This is a genomic window from Gordonia sp. SCSIO 19800 (assembly GCF_018132775.1).
Classification (GTDB): domain Bacteria; phylum Actinomycetota; class Actinomycetes; order Mycobacteriales; family Mycobacteriaceae; genus Gordonia; species Gordonia hongkongensis.
Map to the genome: position 1 here is coordinate 1 of NZ_JAGRQM010000012.1, position 20,678 is coordinate 20,678.

Below are 20,678 nucleotides of genomic sequence, written 5' to 3' on the forward strand. Positions count from 1 at the left end.
CTGGATTTCATCACCGAACACACCACCCGGATCGACGCGTTGACCGAGCGCATCGAGAAGGTGATGGCGCCGTTTCAAGCCAAGCGGGACCTGATCTGCACCATCCCGGGTATCTCCACCAGCACCGCCGATGTGATCATCGCCGAGACCGGCGGCCAGATGGCCCAGTTCCCCACCCCAGGCCATTTGGCCTCGTGGGCGGGGGTCTGTCCCGGCCAGCACCAGTCCGCCGGACGGGTCAAGAACGTCAAAACCCGCCCCGGTAACCGTCACCTTAAAGGTGCTCTCGGGGCCGCGGCGTTGTCGATCGCCAGCCACAAAGGCACTTTTCTCAACGCCAAATACCGGCGCCTGGTCCGCTCCCGCGGCAAACCCAAAGCGATCGTCGCCCTCGAGCACACCCTGCTCACTGTGGTCTGGATCATGCTGACCGACAACGTCGTCTACGACGAACCCGGCGCCGATTACTACCAGCACCGCCATCCCGAACGCACCAAGAACCGCGCTATCTACGACCTACACAAACTCGGATACGAAGTCACCATCACACCCCACGGAGCGGCCTGAGCAGCCACCTCACCACACTCTTCGGATTAGGGAGCGGGCGGTGACGCGCGCACGGTTCAGGCCGCGAACACCGACAGTCGGGCGGGTTCTTCGACGACCGAGTAGTGCGTCGCGTCGCCCTGGAGAACCTGGCTCGCCTGACCGTGGACGTCGACGGGCACATCGCCGGCGAGGGTGATGCGGTGCAGTTCACGCTGCTGGTTGCCGAAGTCGGCGATGCCGTAGTGCTGCGTGGCGCGATTGTCCCAGATCGCCACGTCGCCCAGTTTCCAGTTCCACCGGAAGGTGTTCTCCAGCTTGGTGATACGTGCCTGGAGGAGCTGGTAGAGGTCGGCGAACTCGGAACTCTTGAGGCCGCGGAACTCCTTGGCGAAGTGTCCGAGCAGCAGGCTGCGTTCGCCGGTCTCGGGATGGACGCGGACGACGGGGTGCAGCGTCTGGTACTCCGAGCTGGTGAACTCCTTGTAGTGCTCGGCCTTGCGGCTGACGTCGACACCACCCGAGGGCTCCTTCTGGCCGACATAGTCGTACAGATTGGTGTGGGTGGCCCACAGCTCTTCGGTCAACGCGCGCAGCGGTTTCGGCAGCTGCTCGTAGGCGGCCACCGTCGACGCCCAGGTCGTCGCGCCGCCGTAGCTCGGCAGCGTCACCGCCCGGAGGATGGACGCCTTCGGGATGCGATCGACGAACGTCACATCGGAGTGCCAGCTGTTCGCGGCGCCTTCGATGGTCAGCAGCTGTTCGCCGCGTGAGGTCACCGTCGGATGAGGTGCGGTGGGATCGCCCAGGAGTTCGGCGAACGCGTACTGGCTGTCGTCGTCGAGCTGGTCCTGGCCCTCGAAGACGATCGTCTTGTTGATCGCCAGCGCCAGGCGGATCGCCTCCACCTGCTCCGGGGCGAGGTCGCCGCCGAGCCGCACCTGGCCGATGCGTGCCCCGATGTGCTCGCCGAGCTTGTCGACGGTGATCCCCGCGTCGCGGTAGATCTGCTGAGCTGCCTGCTCGCGCTCGGTCCGGTCCTCGATGTGCGCCAGGGTCATCTCTCGTCCTCTTCTGAATATCGTTTGATGGCAATCGAATTCATCAGACCACCGCGACGGTGGTGCGATCGAGGGAAACGCTCACGGTGATCGGAACGCTTCAGTCCGCCGAGGCCTCCGCCGCGTCGTCGATCTCGCGACGGACATCGGCCGGAACGCGCACCGTCCTCACCGCCCGAGGACCGGTACACCAGGGACCTCGTCGATGCCGTGCCGTTCCCGGACCCGGTCGTGCAACGGGCGCGTCGGGAACGGATTCGATGAGTTTGTCTCAAGCGTCCACCCCGGACCGGGGGTAGATGGTGTGATCGGGTGACCGACGATCCCGGGAGTCGCCATGAGTATTGCCCTGACCGATGACCACGTCGAACTCGCCTCGGTGGTGCGCGAATTCGCCGTCGACCGAAAGGTGCGGGCGCAGGCGCGCGACCGACTCGACGCGCCCGAGGAGGCCAGACCCACGTTCTGGGCGGAGATCGCCGAACTCGGTTGGCTGGGTCTGCACGTCGCCGAGGAGTACGGCGGTTCCGGTTTCGGGATCGCCGAGTTGGTCGTCGTGACAGAGGAATTGGGCCGCGCGGTGGCGCCGGGTCCGTTCCTGCCCACCGTGATCGCCTCGGCGATCCTGACTCATGCCGACGACGAGACGCCTGCCCGCTGGCTGCGGCCGCTCGTCGACGGCACGGTCACCGCGGGTGTCGCGGTGGTGCCGGGACTGACCGAGGCCGGTGGGACGGTCTCCGGTCAGGTCGACGCGGTACTCGGCGCACCGCTCGCGGATCTGCTGGTACTCATCGGCGACGACGATGTGCTGGTGGTGGAGTCGTCGGACTCCGGTGTCGAGGTGGGCGCGCACGCCGATCTGGACCCGACCCGATTGTCGGCGAGGGTGTCGCTGTCGAGTGCTGCCGCCGTCCGTCTGCCGAGACTGGCGGCCACCGCGCTGGCGCTCACCCGGACGCTGGTCGCGGCCGAAGCCGTCGGCGGGGCGCGGGACGCGCTGGACGCCGCGGTGGCCTACGCGAAGGTCCGCGAACAGTTCGGCCGGACCATCGGTGCGTTCCAGGCCGTCAAGCACCACTGCGCGAACATGCTCGTCGGCGCGGAGGCCGCCACCGCGGTGGTGTGGGACGCGGCGCGAGCGGCCGACGAGAACGCCGACGCGCTCGGGCTGGTCGCGGCATCGGCGGCCGCGCTGGCACTGCCCACGTACACGACGAACGCCGAGCTGAACATCCAGGTGCACGGTGGGATCGGCTTCACCTGGGAACACGACGCGCACCTGCATCTGCGCCGCGCCACCGTGCTGCAGGCGCTGTTCGGCGGACAACAGCCGGCTCGTGACGTGTACGAGTTCTCCGCAGGCGGCGTCACCCGTGCCAACAGCCTCGACCTCCCACCCGAGGCCGAGGAACTGCGTGCGCGCGTTCGAGCCGACATCGCCGAGATCGCCGGCGTCGACGAGTCCGCGCTGCGCGAGAAGCTCATCGACACCGGTTACGTCATGCCGCATTGGCCCAGGCCGTGGGGACGCGCCGCGGATTCCGTCGAACAACTCGTCATCGAGGAGGAGATGGCGGCCGCGGGTGTGAAGCGGCCCGATTACAGCATCACCGGGTGGGTCATCCTCACCCTCATCCAGCAGGGCACGCAGGACCAGATCGACCGGTTCGTCCGGCCGGCGCTGCTCGGGGACGAGGTGTGGTGTCAGTTGTTCTCCGAGCCCGGCGCCGGGTCGGACGCGGCGGCGGTCAGCACGAGGGCCACGCGCGTCGACGGCGGATGGCGCATCAACGGCCAGAAGGTCTGGACCAGCGGCGCCCACCTGTGCCGGCGAGGGCTGGCAACGGTGCGGACCGACCCGGAAGCCCCCAAGCACAAGGGCATCACCGCGGTGTTGATCGACATGTCGGCGCCCGGTGTCGAGGTACGTCCGCTGCGGCAGATCACCGGCGGCTCCGAGTTCAACGAGGTGTTCTTCACCGACGTCTTCGTCCCTGACGAAGACGTGGTGGGCACACCGAACGACGGCTGGGCCGTGGCCCGCGCGACCCTCGGCAACGAGCGGGTCAGCATCGGCGGCGGTGCGCCGGGTAGCGAGGGTGCGGTCCAACAGATGGTGGCACTCGTCCAGGGCTACGGGGACCGGGTCGAGGGGGCGGCGACGAAGGTCGGTGAGTTCCTCGCCGTCGAGGATGCGCTGCGACTGCTGAATCTGCGTCGCGCCGCCCGATCGGTCGTCGGCGCCGCTCCCGGACCCGAGGGAAACGTGACGAAACTGCTTCTCGCCGAGCATCTCAGCGACCGCGCGCACCTGGCCGCGGAATTGCTCGGACCCGACGTCGCGTTCTCGTCCGGTCCCGGCAAGCTGGCCGGCCTGCTGATCCTCGGGGCCCGCGGGATGTCGATCGCCGGCGGGACGTCGGAGATCACCCGCAACCAGATCGCCGAACGCATCCTCGGCTTGCCGCGCGACCCGCTCATCCGCTGAGCGCCCAGAGCTTGCGGAGGCCACCCCTCTGCTCCCTGCGCAGGGCCCACCTTCTGCTCCCGACGGAGGGTCACCCCTCTGCTCCCTGAGGAGGGTCACCCTTCTGCTCACCTGCGGAGGGTCACCCTTCTGCTCCCTGAGGAGCGCCCGGAGCTTGCGGAAGGCGCGTCACGAAGGGTCTCGCAACCCGCCTCACCAGGACCCTTCGTGACGCTCGCAAGCTCGCTCCTCAGGGAGCAGGGGGTGACGCTCGCAAGCTCGCTCCTCAGGGAGCAGGGGGTGACGCTCGCAAGCTCGCTCCTCGGGGGCGGTCACCGTCGCCCGGGCGGCCGGTCACCGGCCGGGCGCAACGCCCACGACGGCACCCAGTGCGTGACCTTCTCCTGTCGGTCCTTCGAGGTGATCGTGTAGGTGACCTTGCCGTACCAGGCACCCCATTCGTCGCGCCCCCACTCGGTGAGGACGCCGAGGTGCACCGACCGGATCTGCAAACCGTCGGGGTGGTACTCGCCGCTGAAATGCGGCGCATTGGGGTAGAGCGCGCCCAGGTCGATGAGCACCGCCTTGTGGCCGACCCGCACGAAGGCGGGCCGGTGTGGTTGGCCGTTGTCCCCGCCAATCCACTTCATGCCCACCCGGACAGTTTCGCACGTGTGTTCGAGCGGTGTCACCCTCGGTCGGGTCGGCCGGGCCGCCCGGCGGGAACTAGGGTGTCCCGATCGCGAAATCGGGATCGGGGTCGTCCAGGTAGCCGGCGAGTTCGCCGAACGCACTCGGATCACCGTCGACGCCGACGTCGCCCGCTTCGACGGCCGTGCCGAGATCCACGAGCTCGAGGAGCAGCGTCAGCAGGGTCTGCTTCGTCAGGGTGAACGTGGCTGCGACGGGGTCGCCAGCGCTTGCCTGATCCACGTCGAAATGAACCAGGAGGCCGTTGCGCAGCTCCGATCGGTGGCGTCGGTCGACATCGGTGATGTGCCAGTCGAGGACGATGTGGGCGTCCCAGGCCGCTGGCCCGTCGACTCGTAGGGCGACGGCGTCGAAGAGCTGATCGACCGACAGGGCGGCGACGATGTCCGTGGCCGCCGTCGTGGTCGGCGTCCCGACGGGTCCGTGGCGCAACTCGTACGCCCCCATGAGGTAGAAGTTGCGCCACGTGCCGTTCTCCGAGCCATAGCCGAGCTGTTCGAGCGTGTCCGCTTGGAGACTCCGCGCCTCCTCGTGCGCCGGGTCGGCGAAGACGACGTAGTTCAGGACCTGTGCGACCCAGCGGAAGTCGCCCGCCTCGAACGACCGGCGGGCCTTCCGTACCACCTCGTCCGCGCCGCCCATGAACTCGACGTGCCGCGTCGCGGATTCCACCGGCGGGTGTTCCCAGAGGTGCGCCGGATTCCCGTCGAACCATCCCATGTAACGCTGGTAGATGGCCTTGACGTTGTGGCTCACCGAGCCGTAGTAGCCATGTGTGTGCCAGGCGTTCTCGAGTGCCGGGGGCAATCGGATGTCCTCGGCGATCTCGAGACCGGTCCGGCCCTTGTTGAGCTGCCGAAGGGTCTGATCGTGGAGGTATCCGTAGAGGTCGCGCTGGAGGGACAGGAACTCCGTGAGCTCCGCGGTGCCCCATGTCGGCCAGTGATGCGACGCGAAGAGCACGTCGGAGCGCGCCGCGAAATCGTTGATCGCCTCGGTCAGGTAGCGCGACCACACGTGCGGATCACGGACCAGGGCACCCCGCAACGTGAGCAGATTGTGCAGGGTGTGGGTGGCGTTCTCGGCCATACAGAGCGCGCGCATCTGCGGAAAGTAGAAGTTCATCTCGGCCGGTGCCTCGGTGCCGGGCGTCAGCTGGAATTCGATGGTGACCCCGTCGATGGTCTCGACCTGTCCGGTGGTGGTGATGTCGAGGGTCGGGGCGATCAGGGTCGCCGTGCCGGTGGACGTGGACTGGCCGAGGCCCGCGCCGATCGCACCGCGCGGGCCCCTCGGCAGCGCGGCCCCGTACATGTACGCCGCGCGCCTGCCCATCGCCGTTCCCGCGTAGACGTTCTCGGCGACCGCGTGCTCGACCATGCCTGCGGGCGCGATGATCTGGCACTCGCCGGCGTCGACGGCCTCCTGGGTGGTGACTCCTTTGACGCCGCCGAAATGATCGATGTGCGAGTGCGTGTAGATGACGGCGGTGACCGGACGATCGCCACGATGCTCCCGATAGAGGCGGAGGCCGGCGGCCGCGGTTTCCTGTGAGATCAGTGGGTCGATGACGATGACGCCGGTGTCGCCCTCGACGACGGTCATGTTCGACAGGTCCAGGCCGCGGATCTGGTAGATCCGATCGGTCACCTCGAAGAGGCCTTGTCGGGCAACGAGACCCGACTGCCGCCACAAGCTGGGGTGGGCGGTGGCAGGCGCCTCGTCGGCGAGGAAGGAGAATTCATCGCAATCCCACACCGACTTCCCGTCCTGGCCGGCGATGGCGGGGGGATCGAGTTCGGCGACGAGTCCGCGCGTGGCGGCGTCCAGGTCGCGGGTGTCCTGGAACGGGAGGTGATCGTGGGCGGACGAATTCGCCTGTGCCACAGCAGGGGATGCGTCTCGAGAGAGAGCCATGTGCTTGACCTCGTCGATTCTCGGTTGAGTGCGTACGGTGACGTTCTCGGTGAGCGATGCGTACGTACCACTCTGTCAGAAGCGCGGATGCCTCGCCGGGGTTCGGCACGCTCAGTTGACACCCGACCGCTCGCCGACCGTGTGGACGACGACGACCTCGGGGTCCCAGGGGACCAACTCGTCGACCGTCGTCTGGAGCTCGTCGATCGGCGGCAGGTCCTGCGGGGCCAGCACACCGACGGTGACCGTGCTGCCGGTCCAGCTGACGCCGGTCACCTCGGACGAGTCGTTCCCGCCCGATCCGAGCCACGACTCCGCCGCGGTCGCGATCTGCCGGGACCACAGTGACGAGAGCGAGTTCGCGACCATCGGGACGGTGACGACGACGAGAGCTACGGCCAGTGCCGCGTAGGCCCGGCGTCGAGGGGCCCTCGGATGTTCCGCACCGGCGAGATCGGCGGCCTCTCGGCCATAGCCTGCGATCGTCAACACGACGAGGCTCGTGATGATCATCGCGACCACGTTCGACGCGAACAGCACGAAGGCGCCCAGTGCGAGCGACGGGGCTCCCGACCCGAGGCAGACGCCGACGACCCCGAGTGGCGGCACCAGGGAGATGGCGATGGCCACGCCGGGCAGCACATCACCGACGTCGCGACGGGTGATGGCGATCGCGCCGACGAGGCCGGTGGCGAGGGCGGCCAGGAGGTCGACGAGCGTCGGTGACGTCCGGCCCAGCACCTGTGAGTTGGAGAGCACGTTCGTCGGGTTGGGTAGCAACTGGGCGAACACGACGCCCAGGATCGTCACCAGGATGACCCCGGCGAGCACGTAACCGACACTCGCGAGCACGAGTCGACCACGGCCGGTGGCGATCCCGAGTCCGATGCCGAGGATCGGTGTCGACAGCGGCGCGACGATCATCGCCCCGATGACGGTCGCCGTGCTGTCGGCGACGACTCCCGAGACCGCGATGATGCCGGACAGCGTGAGCATCAACCAGAAGGCGCTGCGTTTGGCGGTGCGGTCCCCGACGGAGAAGTCGAGGCGTTCGACGATCTCGTCCAGGCTGCGACGCTGTGAACCGGGGATGAGGGAGAGCACGATCGGAGCCCCTTCGTCTCGAGGTCCTCTGAAAGTACCCGTTCGCGGTCCGCTGTCCAGCAGAGTCGGCGCAACCGTGTGACCATGGATGAACGCCGGGGAAAGCACAGGGGGCGAACATGGATCGGTTCACCGGATGTCTGCTCGCCGGTGCTGCCGGCGACGCGCTGGGCGGGGCAGTCGAGTTCTCGACTCGGGACGCGATCCTGGAGAGGTTCGGACCCGCGGGCATCACCTCCTACTCCGAGGCGTACGGCGGCCTCGGCACCATCACCGACGACACCCAGATGACGCTGTTCACTGCGGAGGGTCTGCTGCGCGCCTGGGCCCGCGACTGCGCGGGAGGCATCTCCTGCTACGCGGCCACGACGGCCCGCGCATACCTGCGGTGGTTCATCACGCAGGGCGGCCATCCGCGGCACGGCGTGCTGGCGACGACCGAACGGTCCAGCTGGCTGGCAGGGCACCAGCAGTTGCACAGCCGACGGGCACCCGGCACCACCTGTCTCGAGGCGCTCCGGGTGACCACTCGTCCGGGCGTCCCGGCCGACAACGACAGCAAGGGCTGCGGAGGTGTCATGCGGGTGGCGCCGGTCGGTTTGTTCGCGGCCCGCGTGGACTGGTCTGCCGCAGGCACTTTCGACCTCGCGACCACACTCGCGGCGCTCACCCACGGCCATCCCTCCGGTTCGCTTCCCGCCGGCGTTCTCGCGGTCGCGGTTCGCGAGCTGATCGTCGGGGCCGGCCTGCCGGAGGCGCTGGCGACGGCGAAAGGCATCCTCCGGAATCGTTCCGGTCACGAGGAGACCCTCACCGCCCTCGATGCCGCGGAAAGCCTTGCCGGTTCGGGCCTGTCCCACGAGGCGGCGATCACGCGCCTCGGCGAGGGCTGGGTCGGAGAGGAGGCGCTCGCGATCGCCGTCTACTCCGCGCTGGTGGCCGACGACCTCGAGGACGCGGTGATCATCGCGGTCAATCACGACGGCGACTCGGACTCCACCGGCGCGATCGCAGGCAACCTGCTGGGTGCGCGCGACGGGGTCGAGGCCATCCCGCCGCGCTGGCTGGAGCCCCTCGAACTGCGCGACGTCATCGCCGAGATGGCGGGCGATCTACACGAGTTCGTGGACTGGGACATCACCGAGACCGATGAACCGGCCGGGTCGGGCAGTTGGGTCGAGAGGTATTGGGGACCCCGTCCGGGGGCGACTCCGGACCTTCGCCCCGTGGGCTGAGTTTCCGGCGCGACCGGCGCCATCGTCGTCACCCGCCAGAACGTGGCAGGTCAGCGCCTCGGCGTCGGGGCGACGAGGTGCGCAACACGACGGCCACGACGGGGTTGCCCGATGGTCACAGACGTCGGTTTGAGTTCTCCCCATGGCAGTCGCTCTGAGATCCGACCGTGGAATCCGTGTGCTCACAGGCGCTTCCGGGGTCGGGTTCATTCTCGCCATCTGCGGCTCGAATGCGATGACGCCACTGCTCCCGGGATACATGGACACCCATGAGTTCGGGCCCGCCGCGGCGTCGGTGCTGTTCGCCGCCTACTTCATCGCCCTGATCATCATCCTGTTGATCTCGGCTCGCGGCCCGCTCATCCGGCACAGCCGCACGGTGTTACCGCTCGCTCTCCTCGCGGCGATCGTCGGCGACCTCCTGCAGATCGTCGGCGCGTCGGTCGAGGTGCTGCTGTTCCCGGGACGGTTCCTCACCGGGGCGTCGGCGGGCCTGAGCACGGGCGCCGCCGCGGCGATCATGGTGGCCGCCCGCGGCGAACGGGGTCGTGCGTTCATCGCCTCCGGTTCGCTCATCGGCGCCGGAAGCGGGCTGGTCGCGGCCATCGCGATAGCCGTGTTCCTGCCCTGGCAGCTGGTCACGGTGTACGCGATCCACGCCGCGGCGACCGCGGTATGCCTGATCGTCTTGCTCGTCGGTCTGCGTCTGGCTCCCGGTTTGCTTGCGTATGGCAATGATTCGTCGACGGACGATGGCTCAGCGCCGCAGTCGACACACGCTCACACCGGCGACCTCGACGTCCACAACGGCGACCTCGACGTTGCGGGTACGCGTCGTCGAGATCCCGGTGCCTATCTGGTCGGCACGCTGGCGTGGGCGATCGGTGCGCTCGCGGTGGGCGCGATGCCCGCCGCGATCCTCGCCACCGGAGCGAGCGACTCGCTCCTCGTGGCCCAATGTGTCGGTGGCGCATGTCTGTTGGTCTCGATGGTCGCGAGTCTCGCCGGCGTGGGGGTGCGGCTCGTGACGACGCTACCGGCGGTCGGGGTGCTCCTGGTCGTCGGATGGTCGACGGCGGTGGTGGGTCTCGTCCTCGGCCGGCTCGACGTGATCGTCCTGGGTACGGTCGTCGGCGGGATCGGTCAGGCCGGCGGGTGCCGAGTGGCGCTCGCCGCTGTCACCCGCGGTCTCGGCGCCGTCGAGCAAGGTCGTGTGGCGTCGCGGTTCTCCGCCTTCGCCTACAGCGGTGCGGGTGTGATGGTGGTGCTCGACGGTGTCGCCGGCCAGGCAGTCGGGACCCTCGGTGGCGCCATCGTCACCGGCGTCGTCTACGCCGCGGTCGCGGCCGTCGCCATCGGTCTGGTCGTTCGACGAGCTTCTCCGCTCCCCGATCCGAAAGTCCGCAGTACCGCAGGTGTGATGGCGGCTCCCCGGAATCGATGACTGGGCCGATACGCGCCGGCGACCGGCAGACTTCAACTCGACCGGCAGACTTCGATCGAGGTCTAGGAGTCGAGTTGAAGTCTGGCGGTCCGCAAGCTCCACGCGCACCTCGGGGAGCCGGGGGTGATCGGGGTGCTTCGCTCCCACCCCAAGCACATTCGCGGCGCAAACCGGACACCTGTGCCTACCTTGGATCACATGACACCCACACGCATCTCCGGTCCGATCACCTGGCTTGCCGTGTTCCTGGCGGTCGCGCAGGTGGTCGCGCCCGTGGTCCCGTTCTCCGGTTTCGGCGCCTCGCCCAACGAGTCGACCACAGATCTGTTGATCACCCCGGCGGGCTACACGTTCTCGATCTGGAGTCTCATCTACCTGCTGTCGATCGTCTTCGCCATTGCCGTGGTGCGGAAAGGTGCCACCGGGACCGACGACCCGCGGCGTCTGCTCATCGACCTCGAAGTCGCGTTCGCCGGCGCTGCGCTGTGGATTCTGGTGTCGGCCGCGGAGTGGACGTGGGTGACACCGATCGTGCTGACGGTCATGACGGTGGTCCTGCTCGACGCCGCCCGCATCGCCGCGAGACCGGCCGACGACGCGGCGCCCCGGTGGCTCATCGTCCTGACCCGCATCCTCGTCGGTGTCTATGCGGCCTGGGCCACCGCGGCGGTCTTCCAGAACTGGGCCGCCGCGATCGGTGCCGACGTCGCCGACCCGCAGTCCCTGGGATGGCAGCTGACCATCCTGCTCGCATGCGCCCTGCTCGGCCTCGCCGTGACCGCAGCCGTCGGGTCGGTGCTCGTCGCGTACCCGCTCACGCTGATCTGGGCGCTCGTCGGGATCATCGTGGCCGCCAAGGGCGAGACAACGGCGGTCGTCGGCGTCGCAATCGGGACGATTGTCGCGCTGGTCGTGACCACCGCGGCATCGACGATACTGCGGCATCGGGCGGGTGTGCCCGCTCCTGCTGCGGCACGATAGGCGGGACCGATACTCGAGAGGCGGACCATGACCACCACTGTTGTCGCCGGGAACCCGAAGCCCGGTTCGCGCACGCTCGACGCCGCCCGGCAGTTGGCGCGGGCACTGACCGGGACCGATCCCGACCACGTCGTCGACGTGATCGAACTCGGGCCGGGTCTGCTCGGATGGGGTGACGCCGCGGTCCAGGCCGCGGTCGACGTAGTCGCCTCGTCGGATCTCGTCGTGGTGGCGAGCCCGACTTTCAAAGCGACCTATACCGGCATCCTCAAACTGTTCCTCGACCAGTTCGCCGCGGCCGACGGCCTGCGCGATGTTGTCGCCGTCCCGCTGATGCTCGGGGCGGGCCCCGCACACGCGATGGCACCCGATCTGCTGCTCAAACCGGTCCTGGTGGAGCTCGGAGCGGTGTGCCCGGCACCCGGTCTGTACCTGATCGACTCGACCTACACCACCGATTCACGGATCGCCGACTACACCGACCGCTGGTCGTCGACGCTCCTCGGGTCCTGAGACCGCCCACCGTGGCGATGTCGCGCCGGCACAGTGCGCCTCAGGACGCGCGGCCCAGCTTCACCTGTGCTTGCCGTAGGACCGCTGGGACCTTCGATGCCGCGAACAGGGTGCGGAACTGCCAACTGTCGTCGCGTGGCAGGATTCTCGAACGCTGGAGCGCATCGAGCGAGTCGTAGAGCGTCTCTCCCTCTTGGAGAAGGCCGTCCTTGTTGAAGTGATAGCGATCCACGGCGGGGCACTGGAGGAACCGGCCGTTGCCGTGGACGACCGCCGCCGTGTCGTCGTAGGGGTAAAGGCGTAGCGATCCGTCGAAATGTCCACTCCCCATGTACCGGATCATGGTGCGGACGGTTCCCTCCGGTGTGACGTCGACGTACACCTGGTCGGGAATCGGGTCATAGCGCCAGTCGGGGATCGCATCGAAGAATGCGAAGTTGTACGTGACGAAGTCGTCGATGCCGACGATCGTCCGGCCGAACGTCGTCACATCGGTGTATGTCATGTCGGCCGCGTACAGTTCGTCGTTCACACTCATGTCGCGGACGAGGAAACTCCACCAGTATTTCTTGGCCCACGTCATCAGCCACGAGAAGTCGCGATCGAAGGCCCTGCTGTACAGATCAAGTTTTGCTTCCCACATCGTGAACCACTCGCGAGTCGTGGCCTGGAGTTCCTCTTCCGAGAAAACACGAACCCGTTCGCCACGGTTCGAATCGAGGTACTCGGGTGCGGGTCGTGCGAGGCGGGGTTTCCGCAACGCCTCCTGGAACATCTCTTCGCTGAAAGTCATCTTCGGTCCTTTCGATTGTGCCGCGGTGGCGGCGATGATCGGCGTGTAGCGGCGCTGGTGGTGAGGTTGTCGAGCTCGTCGCCGTTGTGCGAGAGCCCAACTCGGCGTTCGGTGTCCTCGAGTCGAACGGTGGAGGGGTGGACTCGCAGGCCCGGTGAAGGCGGCGCGTCGATTCTCGAACCAACGTGAATCATATGATTCCTCTTGCGTTGAGTACTGTCAAGGACGATGGTCGAAAGTGTGGAGAGGGGTCGGACGGTGGGTGATTCGTCGCAGAAGCGGTGGCGAGGTCAGACGCTCCAGGATCGTTCCCTGAAGCGGCGCGACCAACTCTTGGACGTCGGTGAGAGGTTGCTCGGAACCTCTGGTGCCGGTGCGGTGACGATGCGGGCGGTCGTGCGAGAGGCGGGCCTCAGTCCACGCTACTTCTACGAGACCTTCTCCGGCCGAGACGATTTCCTTGTGTCGATATACGACAGGGTCGAATCTCGAGTCCTCGAGCGGGTGGCCGGGATCGAGACCGGCGGCGACTTCCGGACGTCGGTCCACGCGGTGTGCCGCGCGTGCGGTGACTTCTTCGAGGAGGATCCGCGCCGTGCTCGCATCCTGCTGCGTGAGCCGCTGAGCGACGACGTCCTGCGTGAGCACAGTGCGAAACGATCGCGGTTGTTCGTCGAGACGATCATGGGACTGTTGGGGGTCGACGACGAGCTCGTTCCGAGTCCGGGCCGTTTGCCGATCATCGCAACCGGCCTGTCGGGTGCACTTGTCGCGCTCTACCTCGACTTCGCCGACGGTCGACTGGCTGTCGATCGCGACGAACTCGCGGACGCCGCGGTCGATATCGTCTGTGCCCTCGCTGAATCGGCGGGATTGCGCGGCGCCTGAGTGAGTCGACGGTCAGTGCACGGAGATCGAGCTCCGTGCGTCGTCGTCCTTTTCGAGTAGGAAGAAGTGTGGGCGGTCCTCTGCACGCGACTGCATGGCGCCCAGCACCACGTTCGGCCCGGCTGACTTGAACAGGTCGATGACCGGTTGCTTGTCGTAGATCATGGCGGCGGTTTGCTCTCCACGGTAGTCCATCATGCGCACGGACGCGGCTGGGCGGTCGGAGGGCATGATCGGGATCGTGGCATCCAGAATCCGACGCAGGATCCGGTCGACCCCCTGCGGAAATTTCGGTGGTCGAAGGAACAGCGGGGTGGGTATCAGGGCCGGGTTCAAGGGGTGAATTCGCCCGGACCGGGTCTGGATCAGGATCGGCAGGGCATTGCCCTCGCCGTCGAAGTGCTTTCCATACCAACCGATCCGCTCCAGGGACCCATCCAGCCGGTGCTTCGTGAGGATCTCGGTACCGCGCCACCGTCCCCGCAACTCGCCGGCTTCGACGGAGGGTAGCTCGTCGAAGACTTGTTGTACCGCGGAGTGTTCACCGGAGGTGCGGCCGTCGGCGTGCCGGGTGAGCTGCGTCGATGCGAACGGGAACGATTGCGGCTCCGTGTGCGACGCAGTGAGTCGCAGAGCGTTGTCAAGGAGCTGGGAGGTCAGCGGGTCGTCGCGACGATACAGATCACGCACCTTCGTGGTGAGCGATGCGCTGCTGCCGAGACGTCGGAAAAGGGGTTGCACGGCAACGTACATGAGCCGGAGAAGCGGATCGGCGATCGTCGGTAAGCCGTTGCCGCGCCGGAACACCTCGGGGACGACCGCCAGGCTCATGAGTTCGGAGAGTCCCAGCATCAGATCGACCGCGACGTGCCGCGGACGACGACCGTTGCCGAGTGTTGTCAGCAGTCGGATGGCACGCAACCGGTCTGCAGACCAGCCCTGCTTGGTCCGGAACTGGTCTGCGACCGAGTCGTAGTAGTCATCGAGTTGGCCCGGGCTGGTCGGGAAGGTGTCGCGGGGTACACCCATGAGAACAGCGATCTGGGCTCCCTCGGAAAGGTATTCGCACATCTCCTCTTCCGTGAGACGCGGAACGCGTCGTCCATCCCGGTAAGCGAAGTTCTCGTACGCGAGAATTGCTGCGTGGACGATCGTGACCGCGGCGAAGAGCATGCTCGACTCGTCGGTGGCGGCATACTTCTCGCTGCTACCGGCAATCGTCCCGCGCATCGGTCGGTGGTAGTTGAACAGTTTGCGAGCGGCCAGGTCGGCCTGGCTCTTCGATCCGAAGAGGATCGGAGCGGGAACGCTGACCGTCCGCTGTACCCGCTCGAAGAAGGTGACCTGGGGTCCGTCGGGGACTCGGGCTGTGCGCGACGGGGCGCCGAACACGGGATCGTGCTCGGCGAGAACGTGCTGGAAGACGATGTGTGGGGATTCCAGTGCGTTGGTGATCTGGGCGATCATGACCTGCGTCGCAGGGTGTAGGAAGACTTTCCACGACCACGAATCGGGGCCGAAATAGCCTACGTCTCCGTCGGCGGACCGCTCCAGCAACTCTGATCGGTCGGGTTCCGACATGGCTGTACCTCGTCTCGACGTCTGACATCGCACGTTACAGGAATCGGGTGATTCCTATGACCGTGGGATGGTGTCACCTGCATGGCGCCGTTGTCAACGGCAGCGTCAGTGGGACACGTCGAAGGGTGGGCGGACCGCATGGATCCCCGACTGCGCCGCTGACGCGATCATCCGCTCGGTGAGTTCGGAATCGGCCTGTGCGCGCAGCGGATCGGCGACGTCGCGGTCCCATACCGTGCGGCCACCCACCACGACCTCGCGTAGGTTGCGCAGTCCGCAACCGAGCACGTAGGTGGCGACGGGGTCCCAGATGGGGCCGAGGTGGGGGGAACGGGGATCGACGACGAGCAGGTCCGCGAACTTCCCGACCTCCAGCGAACCGACCTTGTCGGCCACGCCCATCGCCGATGCCGACCCGAGCGTGTGCAGGGTGAGCATGTCGACGGGGGTGAGAACAGCGGCGTCGCTGTGCTTTCCGCGCTGCAGGAACATACCGGTGCGCATGTTCTCGAACGGGTCCGACACGTCGGTGCACGACTGGTCGTCCACACCGACGCCGACGGTCACCGAATCCCGGAGCAGACGGGGGATGTCGGCGATGCCGGAACCGAGCCGACCGTTCGACATCGGCTGCCACACCACCGCCGACCCCGTGTCGCGCACACGCGCGACCATGTTCTCGGTCGGGTGCACGAAGTGTCCGAAGGCGAAGCCGGGGCCCAGAACGCCTGCGGCGTCGTACCAGTCGAATTTCGACTGCTGGATCTCGATCTGCTCGGCAGTCTCGACGAAGTGCGCCTGATTGGTGATCCCGTACCGGTCCATCAGTGCCCGTTCGCGTTCGGCGGTCGCCTGCGACGACGACCACTGCACCGAGCCGTAGACCGAACCACCCAGATCGAGGTCGCGGTCGACGGTCGTCAGGTGGGTCATCACCTCGTCGAAACCGGCGAACGCGGCGTCCTCGCCGAGTTGCTCGTCGTCGAGTCGCACACTGGTGACGAATCGGATCCCGGTGGCCGCCAAGCCGTCCACCTGGGCGGTGACGAACTCCGGAGAATGCACCCGAGCCGCCTTGAGGACGGACTCCTCGTAGTCGAAGAGTGCCAGGACGCGGGACTGGGTGAAGTTGTACACGGAGGTGATTCCCGAGGACAGGTGATCGAGCCCGCCGGCCAGCGTCATCCAGTACAGGTCCTGCGCTTCGGCGCCGAGCAGCATCGTGCTGTTCAGCGTGACCCATTCATAGAGTGGGCTGTTGGGCGCCACCCCGCGCATCCCGCCGGTGTAGATGTGACTGTGTGCCGAGACGAAACCGGGTGCGAGGAAGGCGCCGTCGAGATCGTGGCGGGGGAGCGGTGCGTCGGCCGGCGGTGAGCCCTCGCCCATCCCGGAGATCCGGCCGTCCTCGCCCACCGACAGCCATCCCCAGAACCAGGGCCTATCGCCGCTGACCGGCAGTACGAGGGCGTTGTGGTAAGTGCCGGTCATCCCGGTAGAACCTCCGAATTCCAATGATTTCCGTTGTCGGTGAACCGTACTCGCTGCGACGGCCCGTCCGGGTCGCCGCGCCAGAAGGTGATCTCCCGCAAGTCGACGGCGTACCCGGTCCAGGTGGGCGGTGCGGTCAGTCGCGGGTGGGCCGAGTCGTAGTCGGACCATCGCCGACGCCGCTCCTCGGGTGGCATTGCGGCGAGGTCGTCGTCGTTCAACCACGCCAGGAGTTGCAGGTACCGGGAACGGCGCGAGTAGGCCTCGGACAGTTCGTCGTCCGACGCTCGCCGGACGTCACCGTGCGCGACGACCTGCCGGCCGACGGCGGGCCAGGCGATCGCGATCGAGGCCCGGGGGTTGTCGGCGAGTTCGGCCACCTTGGCCGACCGGCTGTCGGTGTGGAAGTAGACCGCGGTGTCGTCGGCCTCGGTGATCAGCACGTGTCGGACCCGGGGATAACCGTCGGGGCCGCACGTCGCCAGTGCCATCAACGGCCGTGGCTCGTCCGACGGGGGAAGCCAGCTCCGCAGCAGCGTCATCGGGTGGACCGAGAGCTGATCCGCGGTCGCGCAATCGGTTCCGAATCCGGTACCGCTGGTGATCAACGCCCCACCCGGCCCGGGTCGAAGGTGGCGATCTCCGGCAGCGCGGCGACGAGGTCCTCGACGCGCTCGTCGAAAAGCTTCGCGCCGATCGAGGCGTCGGCTCCAGTGGGGTCGCCGATCACCCCAGACTCGGCGAAATCGGTGGACAGCCAACCGAATCGGACGGTGCCGGCGAAACCGACGTGCCCGGCGTCGGCGACCGCGTCCGCCACCGTCGCGACCGCCTTGTCCATGTGCACGAGATCCGGCCGGAGGTGCAGCATCATCGAGGTCTCCGCCCAGCCCGCGTGGATACCGAGTCCGCGCTCGGTGGGACCGGGGTGACCCGGGCCGGAGGAGAAGAAGGTCTGCAGGTCGAACCGTCGTCGGAGTTCGCGCGCGGCGACCTCGATCAGTGCGGAGTTGCCGCCGTGCGCGTTGAGGAACAGCACACGACGCGCCGGGGTCTGTGCGAGCGACGCCCCGATGTCGACGATCGTCTCGAACAGGGTGCTCGCCCGCAGCCAGATCGTGCCCGGGAGCCGCGAGTGCTCGTCGGATTTGGTGTAACCCAGCGCCGGCAGGAGCCAGACATCGTGCCCCGCGGCGGCACCGCGGTCCACGACGGCCTCGGCGACCGACTCCGCGACGATGAGATCGGTGGCCAACGGCAGGTGCGGGCCGTGCGGTTCGATTGCGCCCGTGGGTAGTACGAGAATCGAGTCCCGCGACAGGGTGGTGCCGATCTGTTCGGTGGTCAGCTCGGCATAACGCCGGTGCGCGGCCGGGCGCGTCGTCCTGGTGGTCACCGTGTTCACATCCACCTTCCGGGATTGAGCAGACCCTTCGGGTCGGTCTGGTGCGCCAGCGCGCGGACGCGCTCGGCATCGAGATCGACGTACCACTGGTGCGGGGAGTGGACGCCGACCCCGAGATCCTCGAGTGCGGCGACGCCGTCGATGACCTGCTGCGGACTGCGGTAGATCCCGTTGAGCATCCCGAACATCATCTCGTGGCCGACCTCGAGATGCAGCATGCCGCCCTCGTACACCTTCTCCACCTCCTCGAGCCGGGTGACGAGTGCGTCCCCGCGTACCTCCATGTGGAACCACCTGTCCGGCTGCGACTTCTGTAACCACCACGTCGGGTGGTTGTAGGACAGCGTCGACAGCTTGACCGTCTCGGCGATGCCCTCGCGGACCGCTTCGACGCGGCCGCCGGCGGCGACGACCAGGTCGGTGGTCTCCGCCAATGCCCGGGCGTCGATGATCCCGCGCACGCTGGCGCGACCGCGGACGAGCGCGGGGTCGTCGGGCAGCGCGCCCGTGATGACGGGGCCGTCCGCGGACAGCAGACGCGGCTTCGGTTCGACCGCCGCCAGTCGGAGCGCCGCGTCGAACGCCTCGCGTGTGGAGCCGAAACTCGCGTACACGCAGCGCCATTCCTGCAGCGGTTCCACCCGGATGGTGGCGCCGACAATGATGCCGGCGACCCCGTAGGTGTGCACGAACGGGGTTGCGTCGTCGCCCTCGAGATGGACCACCTCGGCCTCGCCGGTCGCATGGACGACATCCAGTGCGTCGACGAACCCCTGATGGTTGCGGCCGTGCGCGATCGTGCCGGTACCAGCCGAACCTCCCGCCAGGAACCCGCCGAGCGTCGACTGGACGGTCGACGGGTACATCCACAGCTGGCTGCCGTGCGACCATGCGGTCTGTTCCAGGTTGATCATCCGCGCGCCCGCCTGGGCGGTGACCGAACGGTCGGTGACGTCCCCGATCGCGGTCAGCGACGTCATGTCGAGGACGAGTCCGCCGAAGCGCGGGATGACCTGGCCGTAGTTCCCGGTTCCCTTGCCGCGCGTGGTGATCGGTACGCCGCGGGCGACCGCCGCGCGGACGATGTGGGGCACCGCGTCGGCCGTGCGTGGGTAGCACACGAGATCGGGTCGGCCGAGATCCTGCGCCGACAGGATCGGACTCATCCCCGAGCCGTCGCGGGCCGCGCGTTCGAGCGCGCGGGGAAGTGAGCTGATGCCGCGCGGGCCGACGATCGCGAGCAGGTCGTCGGCCAGCGCATCGACGTCCTCGGGGCCGAAGTCGGGGCGTCCCTCGTCGGTACCGACCGCGACCACCGGAGCGGTCATGACGGCAGGCCCACCGAGGTGTCGATGAAGCGGTTGGTCGCGATCGCCTCGGGCGTCAGGCCGTCGGCTGCGGGCGTGCCCTGCTCGGTGAAGATCGGCCCGGTCACCTCCATCACCCGGGCGACGCGCGCGGTGTCGAAGTTGCCGATCGTCGTGTCGGTGCCGTTGCTCACCAGGTTGAGGTCGGCCATCGTCTCCCGTGCGTAGTCGGCGTTCCGCTGGGAGTACACCCACCCCGTGTCGTACTGCTCGACGGCGTCGAGGATGACCGCGTCGGCCGCCTGCGGCGACGCCAGATAATCGACCGAACCGCGCTGCAACACCGGCACCAGCTGCTCGAGGCAGGCGGCGTTCTCTTCCAGTGCGTCCGAGCGAACCGCCACCGACGACTTGTAGGACGGGAAGCCGACGTCGTGGATCAGCTGGTACTTCACCGGCTTCTGCCAGCCCTCGACCTCTTCCTGGTAGACCTGCGGCTCGGAGCTGGCGAACCCCTGCTGGGCGGTCTTGCCGCCGTCGGAGACGAAGTTGGCCGGCGACCCGTCGTAGCTGCCGTCGACCTGCGCGGGGGAGAGGACGCCCGACCCGGTCAGGTAGTCCATGTAGGTGGCCCCCTCGAAGTACAGGACGCGCGCGTTCGCCGCCTTGAGGTCGGCGATCCCCTGGACCTGCGGGTAGGTGGCGGGATCCCACATGATCATCTGCGGACTGATGTCGAGCGGTGCCATGACCGCCGTCGTCGGGTTGTCCTTCGAGTTCTGGATGGCCTGATCGGTGTCGACGTAGCCGAGGAGGATCTCCGGGTCGGAGTACATCTGCGAGGTCACCGACTGGAAGCCGATGGCGGGTCCGCCGGCCCGGATCTCGATGTCGACGCCGGTGTATTCGCCGCGGTCGAAGAGCGGACCGACGACGCGCTTGTTGCCGGCATTGATCGTGGGGTCGGGGCCGAGGAGTTGGTAGAGGTGGCCGTGTTCGGCCTCAGGGTTCCAGTCGGTCTGGATGACGACCTTGTCGGGACAGTTGGCGCTCAGGTCGACAGGGCCGACCGCCCCCGTGTAACCGGAGGATTCGGTGCTCTCCCCGGAACTGCACGCGGCGGTGAAGGCGAGGGCGGCGGCGACGACGGCGACACCGGTGGTCTTGGACAGGCGACGCCAGACGGGTGTGTTCATGAGATGAGTTCCTTTTCGGGCTGAGAGATTCCGGA

At 67.6% G+C, this 20,678-nt stretch carries 18 protein-coding genes; 7 read left to right on the top strand and 11 right to left on the bottom strand.

Translation table 11 applies throughout. The features are described from left to right. Positions 1–567: transposase (locus tag KB201_RS14680; protein WP_211539556.1), on the top strand; the 567-nt coding region annotated here is incomplete at its 5' end. 56 nt (positions 568–623) lie between these two features. Here the strand turns inward: KB201_RS14680 and KB201_RS14685 are convergent. Continuing rightward, complete coding sequence (locus KB201_RS14685) at positions 624–1,607, bottom strand: TauD/TfdA family dioxygenase (RefSeq protein WP_211539557.1); 984 nt, start codon at positions 1,605–1,607, stop codon at positions 624–626. 337 nt (positions 1,608–1,944) lie between these two features. On the opposite strand from KB201_RS14685, the gene KB201_RS14690 reads away from it, so the two are divergent. Beyond that, the gene (locus tag KB201_RS14690) at positions 1,945–4,098 is read left to right on the top strand and encodes an acyl-CoA dehydrogenase (protein WP_211539558.1); all 2,154 of its coding nucleotides are present in this window, start codon (positions 1,945–1,947) and stop codon (positions 4,096–4,098) included. Positions 4,099–4,409: 311 nt separating this feature from the next. Here the strand turns inward: KB201_RS14690 and KB201_RS14695 are convergent, their stop codons facing one another. From KB201_RS14695 to KB201_RS14705, 3 genes are all read right to left on the bottom strand, one after another. Continuing rightward, a complete protein-coding gene (locus KB201_RS14695; RefSeq protein WP_010842754.1) occupies positions 4,410–4,727 on the bottom strand; it encodes a hypothetical protein in 318 nt (105 codons plus the stop codon). A gap of 76 nt (positions 4,728–4,803) precedes the next feature. Further along, a complete protein-coding gene (locus KB201_RS14700) occupies positions 4,804–6,705 on the bottom strand; it encodes an alkyl/aryl-sulfatase (protein ID WP_078112727.1) in 1,902 nt (633 codons plus the stop codon). A gap of 111 nt (positions 6,706–6,816) precedes the next feature. Then, positions 6,817–7,809, bottom strand: a complete 993-nt coding sequence (locus KB201_RS14705; RefSeq protein WP_078112726.1) for a TIGR00341 family protein — start codon at positions 7,807–7,809, stop codon at positions 6,817–6,819. Between the two features lie 119 nt (positions 7,810–7,928). On the opposite strand from KB201_RS14705, the gene KB201_RS14710 reads away from it, so the two are divergent. The 4 genes from KB201_RS14710 to KB201_RS14725 all read left to right on the top strand — a co-directional run bounded on the left by KB201_RS14710 (position 7,929) and on the right by KB201_RS14725 (position 11,982). Then, positions 7,929–9,044: an ADP-ribosylglycohydrolase family protein gene (locus KB201_RS14710; RefSeq protein ID WP_078112725.1), complete on the top strand. Its 1,116-nt coding sequence runs from the start codon at positions 7,929–7,931 to the stop codon at positions 9,042–9,044. A gap of 178 nt (positions 9,045–9,222) precedes the next feature. Continuing rightward, entirely contained in the window at positions 9,223–10,488 is a 1,266-nt protein-coding gene (locus KB201_RS14715; RefSeq protein WP_265966907.1) for an MFS transporter, read from the top strand. A 198-nt stretch (positions 10,489–10,686) separates the two neighbouring features. Next, positions 10,687–11,469 (top strand): MFS transporter, encoded by a 783-nt coding sequence (locus KB201_RS14720; RefSeq protein WP_078112723.1) that lies wholly within the window; start codon positions 10,687–10,689, stop codon positions 11,467–11,469. Positions 11,470–11,496: 27 nt separating this feature from the next. Further along, positions 11,497–11,982, top strand: coding sequence for an NAD(P)H-dependent oxidoreductase (locus tag KB201_RS14725; RefSeq protein WP_078112722.1), 486 nt, complete (start codon positions 11,497–11,499; stop codon positions 11,980–11,982). A gap of 40 nt (positions 11,983–12,022) precedes the next feature. Here the strand turns inward: KB201_RS14725 and KB201_RS14730 are convergent, their stop codons facing one another. Beyond that, positions 12,023–12,775 (bottom strand): hypothetical protein, encoded by a 753-nt coding sequence (locus KB201_RS14730; protein ID WP_078112721.1) that lies wholly within the window; start codon positions 12,773–12,775, stop codon positions 12,023–12,025. A 228-nt stretch (positions 12,776–13,003) separates the two neighbouring features. Here KB201_RS14730 and KB201_RS14735 point away from each other — a divergent pair, with 228 nt between their 5' ends. Next, a complete protein-coding gene (locus KB201_RS14735) occupies positions 13,004–13,663 on the top strand; it encodes a TetR/AcrR family transcriptional regulator (RefSeq protein WP_078112720.1) in 660 nt (219 codons plus the stop codon). Between the two features lie 12 nt (positions 13,664–13,675). Here the strand turns inward: KB201_RS14735 and KB201_RS14740 are convergent, their stop codons facing one another. The 6 genes from KB201_RS14740 to KB201_RS14765 form a co-directional block, all read right to left on the bottom strand. After that, a complete protein-coding gene (locus KB201_RS14740; protein ID WP_078112719.1) occupies positions 13,676–15,244 on the bottom strand; it encodes an oxygenase MpaB family protein in 1,569 nt (522 codons plus the stop codon). 105 nt (positions 15,245–15,349) lie between these two features. Further along, on the bottom strand, positions 15,350–16,735 hold the full coding sequence (locus KB201_RS14745; RefSeq protein ID WP_078112718.1) for an amidohydrolase family protein: 1,386 nt from the start codon (positions 16,733–16,735) through the stop codon (positions 15,350–15,352). Next, a complete protein-coding gene (locus KB201_RS14750) occupies positions 16,732–17,343 on the bottom strand; it encodes a pyridoxal 5'-phosphate synthase (RefSeq protein ID WP_078112717.1) in 612 nt (203 codons plus the stop codon). Before KB201_RS14750 ends, KB201_RS14745 begins: the two co-directional genes overlap by 4 nt. Further along, positions 17,340–18,140, bottom strand: coding sequence for a creatininase family protein (locus tag KB201_RS14755; protein ID WP_058249771.1), 801 nt, complete (start codon positions 18,138–18,140; stop codon positions 17,340–17,342). The genes KB201_RS14750 and KB201_RS14755 overlap by 4 nt, the downstream gene beginning before the upstream one ends. After that, complete coding sequence (locus tag KB201_RS14760) at positions 18,137–19,468, bottom strand: FAD-binding oxidoreductase (protein WP_078112716.1); 1,332 nt, start codon at positions 19,466–19,468, stop codon at positions 18,137–18,139. Before KB201_RS14760 ends, KB201_RS14755 begins: the two co-directional genes overlap by 4 nt. Beyond that, on the bottom strand, positions 19,465–20,643 hold the full coding sequence (locus tag KB201_RS14765; protein WP_078112715.1) for a nitrate ABC transporter substrate-binding protein: 1,179 nt from the start codon (positions 20,641–20,643) through the stop codon (positions 19,465–19,467). Before KB201_RS14765 ends, KB201_RS14760 begins: the two co-directional genes overlap by 4 nt. Positions 20,644–20,678: the final 35 nt, after the last annotated feature.

What these genes read in the sequence shown, in the direction of transcription:
- KB201_RS14700 (WP_078112727.1), bottom strand. Translation starts at nt 6,705, where the DNA reads ATGGCTCTCTCTCGAGACGCATCCCCTGCTGTGGCACAGGCGAATTCG.
- KB201_RS14735 (WP_078112720.1), top strand. Translation starts at nt 13,004, where the DNA reads ATGGTCGAAAGTGTGGAGAGGGGTCGGACGGTGGGTGATTCGTCGCAG.
- KB201_RS14690 (WP_211539558.1), top strand. Translation starts at nt 1,945, where the DNA reads ATGAGTATTGCCCTGACCGATGACCACGTCGAACTCGCCTCGGTGGTG.
- KB201_RS14760 (WP_078112716.1), bottom strand. Translation starts at nt 19,468, where the DNA reads ATGACCGCTCCGGTGGTCGCGGTCGGTACCGACGAGGGACGCCCCGAC.
- KB201_RS14685 (WP_211539557.1), bottom strand. Translation starts at nt 1,607, where the DNA reads ATGACCCTGGCGCACATCGAGGACCGGACCGAGCGCGAGCAGGCAGCT.
- KB201_RS14695 (WP_010842754.1), bottom strand. Translation starts at nt 4,727, where the DNA reads ATGAAGTGGATTGGCGGGGACAACGGCCAACCACACCGGCCCGCCTTC.
- KB201_RS14710 (WP_078112725.1), top strand. Translation starts at nt 7,929, where the DNA reads ATGGATCGGTTCACCGGATGTCTGCTCGCCGGTGCTGCCGGCGACGCG.
- KB201_RS14745 (WP_078112718.1), bottom strand. Translation starts at nt 16,735, where the DNA reads ATGACCGGCACTTACCACAACGCCCTCGTACTGCCGGTCAGCGGCGAT.
- KB201_RS14720 (WP_078112723.1), top strand. Translation starts at nt 10,687, where the DNA reads ATGACACCCACACGCATCTCCGGTCCGATCACCTGGCTTGCCGTGTTC.
- KB201_RS14765 (WP_078112715.1), bottom strand. Translation starts at nt 20,643, where the DNA reads ATGAACACACCCGTCTGGCGTCGCCTGTCCAAGACCACCGGTGTCGCC.
- KB201_RS14740 (WP_078112719.1), bottom strand. Translation starts at nt 15,244, where the DNA reads ATGTCGGAACCCGACCGATCAGAGTTGCTGGAGCGGTCCGCCGACGGA.
- KB201_RS14725 (WP_078112722.1), top strand. Translation starts at nt 11,497, where the DNA reads ATGACCACCACTGTTGTCGCCGGGAACCCGAAGCCCGGTTCGCGCACG.
- KB201_RS14730 (WP_078112721.1), bottom strand. Translation starts at nt 12,775, where the DNA reads ATGACTTTCAGCGAAGAGATGTTCCAGGAGGCGTTGCGGAAACCCCGC.